General features: G+C 49.0%; 1 protein-coding gene. It reads right to left on the bottom strand.

Annotated features, from left to right (window positions below; translation table 11 throughout):
* Positions 1–227 precede the first annotated feature (227 nt).
* The gene (locus QUB26_RS31385) at positions 228–2993 is read right to left on the bottom strand and encodes an HAD-IC family P-type ATPase (protein WP_333247012.1); all 2766 of its coding nucleotides are present in this window, start codon (positions 2991–2993) and stop codon (positions 228–230) included.
* Positions 2994–3459 lie beyond the last annotated feature (466 nt).

Here is a 3459-nt window from a genome sequence, read left to right as displayed (position 1 = left end):
CTCATATTTTTTGGCAATTTTACTAGCTTTTCCATTTTAACCCTTTTGCGACATATTCGCCAAAGTGAGATGCACCCCCGATTTCCAGAGGAAGAGGCTCGCTATTTTAGCAGGAAAATCGGAGGCAGAGCCTCCGGATCTGTGTTACCAGGCTCTGCCTGGTAACGAGTAGAACGAGTAGAAACAGAGAAAGCCGAAATTACTAATGGCTGTACCTACAAGTTCCATTAGTTGGGCGGGTCAAAGCGGTTGACGGAGAGAGCAACACCGATCATCGGCAGAGCGACACCGAAGCAAATCAGCCACTGATCCAGATTCATCGGAGCCGTCTCAAATATGCTATTGACAAATGGAGAATTAGCAAAGATGATCTGCAAAATCACCGCCACGACAATTCCCACACCGAGGGCGGGAGCACCGCTAACTTCTTCCTTAGAACCGCTAAATTTAGCAATCAAAGAAGGCAACAACTGGCTGAGGCTCAATAGGTAAAAAATTCTCCCCATTACCAAAGCTTGAATCGCCATTGTGCGGGCGAGCTCGATCGTTCCCCACTCCGCTTGACGCACCCATTCAAACATTCCGAAAATCAGAGTCCAGTTGTAAAGAGAAATAGCGATAATTCGCTTGATTCGATTTGGAGTCAGCAAAGGTTCGTTTGCCGATCGCGGTTGTTGTTTCATCACTCCCGGTGACTTGGGCTCGAAAGCAAGCGGCACAGTCATCGTAATTGAGTTGAGCATATTCAACCAGAGAATTTGTAGCGACAAAATCGGCAATTCTCGACCGAGGAGGGTGCTGAGCAAAATTGTCATCGATTCTCCGCCGTTGACTGGGAGAATGAAACTGATTGCTTTGAGCAGATTTTTGTAAACCGATCGCCCTTCTTCGACAGCAGATTCGATCGACGCAAAGTTATCATCGGTAAGAATCATGTCAGCGGCTTCCTTAGAAACCTCCGTACCGCTGCCCATCGCAATACCGATATCCGCTTGTTTCAGCGCCGGCGCGTCGTTAACGCCGTCTCCCGTCATCGCCACGATTTCGCCTTGATTTTGCAAAGCTTCTACGAGGCGGAGTTTTTGTTCGGGGGCGACGCGGGCAAAAACTGAGCCGGCTTCTACAGCTTCGCCGAGTTCCTGCTTGCTCATGGCGGCGAGTTGAGCACCGGTGTAGGCTACAAGTTCCCTGTGGTGTTTAGTTTTGCGAAATCCCATGCGGCGGGCGATCGCCTTGGCTGTAGCGATGTGGTCGCCGGTAATCATTTTGACTTGGATGCCGGCGGTTTGACAAGCTTGGACGGCTGCGATCGCCTCAGCCCGCGGCGGGTCGATCATGCCTTGGAGTCCCAAGAAAATCAGCCCAGATTCCAAATCCGAATGATCGACGGAATTTTGGCTTTCGGGTACTGGCTTTTTCGCTAAAGCCAAGACGCGCAAGCCTTGATGCGCCATTTCATCGACTTGGTGGTGGATTTGTTCGCGATCGACTTCTACCGGATTTCCTTGGGTATCGAGACTGGAACCGCAGCGGCCGAGAATGGATTCTACTGAACCTTTGACGTACAAAATTTTGCCACTGGGAGTTCGGTGCAGCGTCGCCATGTATTGAAACTGAGATTCAAAGGGAATTGAATCCAGCCGCTGCATTGACTTGGACAAAATTTGCTGGCTCAAATCAGCTTTTTTGGCAACAGTAATTAACGCTCCTTCTGTCGGATCTCCGACGACTATCCAATTATCATCTTTAAATTCCAACTGAGAGTCGTTGCAAAGGAGTCCAGCTTGCAAACATTCTTGCAAAGTTGGAGTTTGGCTGACAGTAATTGGCAGTTGGTTGAGTTGAATTTCACCTTCGGGGCTGTATCCCGTACCCGTAACCGAGTAGGATTCGCCGCCAGAATAGATTTCTTGCACCGTCATCTGGTTTTCCGTCAAAGTTCCGGTTTTGTCGGAACAGATGACTGTAGCGCCGCCTAGGGTCTCTACAGCGGGCAATTTGCGGACGATCGCGTGGCGATTTGCCATCCGGGAAACGCCTACGGCTAGGGTGACGGTGATGACGGCGGGTAAGCCTTCGGGAATTGCGCCGACAATCAGCGCGACTGCGGGTTCGACTGCTTCTTTAAAGGCTGAAACCCCCTCTGGGACAGGTCTGCCCAATCTGACTGCGAAGGTCAAGGTTGCCATTCCCAACACGAATAACAGCCAGTTTTGACTGAATTGGTTGAATTTGCGGGTTAAGGGGGTGGTGAGATCGATGTGCCGATCTAATAGTTGGGAGATTTTGCCGGTTTCGGTTTTATTGGCGATCGCAATTACGATGCCGCTACCTTGGCCAAAAGTGACAAAACTGCCGGCATAGGCCATGTTATCCCGTTCTGCTAGTGGCGTTTCTTTTGGCAGAACTATATCTCCAGATTGTCCTAATTCTTTTTCGACAGCAACTGATTCCCCGGTGAGTCCCGATTCGTCGATTTGCAAGTCGCGGACTTTCACTAAGCGCAAGTCTGCCGGTACTTTGTCGCCGGAAGTCAGGGTTACTAAGTCGCCGACAACGAGTTCTTTGGAGGGAATTCTTAATTTTTTGCCGCCCCGAATGACTGTGGCTTCGGTGGTGACAGCTTGGGCGAGGGCTTCAATTTTTTTCTCGGCTCCAGCTTCTTGGATGAAACTAATAGTAGCGTTGGTGGTTGTTACGCCCCAAATTACGCTAGCGTTTAGCCATTCTCCGATCACGGCTTTGATTAAACCTGCACTCAGCAAGATGATCAGGAGGGGTTGGTTAAATTGCAGGATAAATTTTAACCAGGCTGGTTTCCCTGCTTTAACTGTTAGTTCGTTGGGCCCGAATTTCTGTTGGCGATGGTTGGCTTCTGTCGGTTCTAAACCGCTTTCCAGGTTGGTTTCTAAGATAGTTGCAACCTTGGATATTTCTAGGTAGTGCCAATATTGCTCTGCTACGTCTACATCGTTGGCGGATATTGATGGCATTATTCTTCCTGAATATTGGGGGTGTGTGAGGAGCTTCGATCGCTCTTTAATAGGCACGCTAAATACAACTCAGCGCTCGTTGGAGCGTGAATATATTGAGCGGCTTAATTGTTTGTTGATTACTTTAACGGGCTGTGACTTACATCTATATTACAACGGATGTGGCCGTTTGTGGCAAGAGATTTGGGGAATTATTTGCGGCGCTAAATCTGGTTTGGGACTTGGTGGCTAAGGTGGGGAAAAGTCGATCGAATCCCTTGACATTTTGCAAATTTTAGGTGTGGTTGAAGAAAGGGAGGACACGGAAGTCACGGATAGACGGATTCATTATTGAACACGAGTCAGGAGTTATCGATCGCAAAGCGTGTTAAAACTGAGCTCTTGCACCATTCTCAAGAACAGGCTTTTCGGCCTGTTCCACAAAGAGTGAATTTTCTTGTGGAACAGGCCGAAAAGCCTGTTCCTA

The organism is Microcoleus sp. B4-C1 (assembly GCF_036705285.1).
Lineage (GTDB): Bacteria > Cyanobacteriota > Cyanobacteriia > Cyanobacteriales > Microcoleaceae > Microcoleus.
The sequence above is the reverse complement of the archived record's forward strand: the minus strand, read 5'-3'. Positions and strand labels throughout refer to the sequence as shown.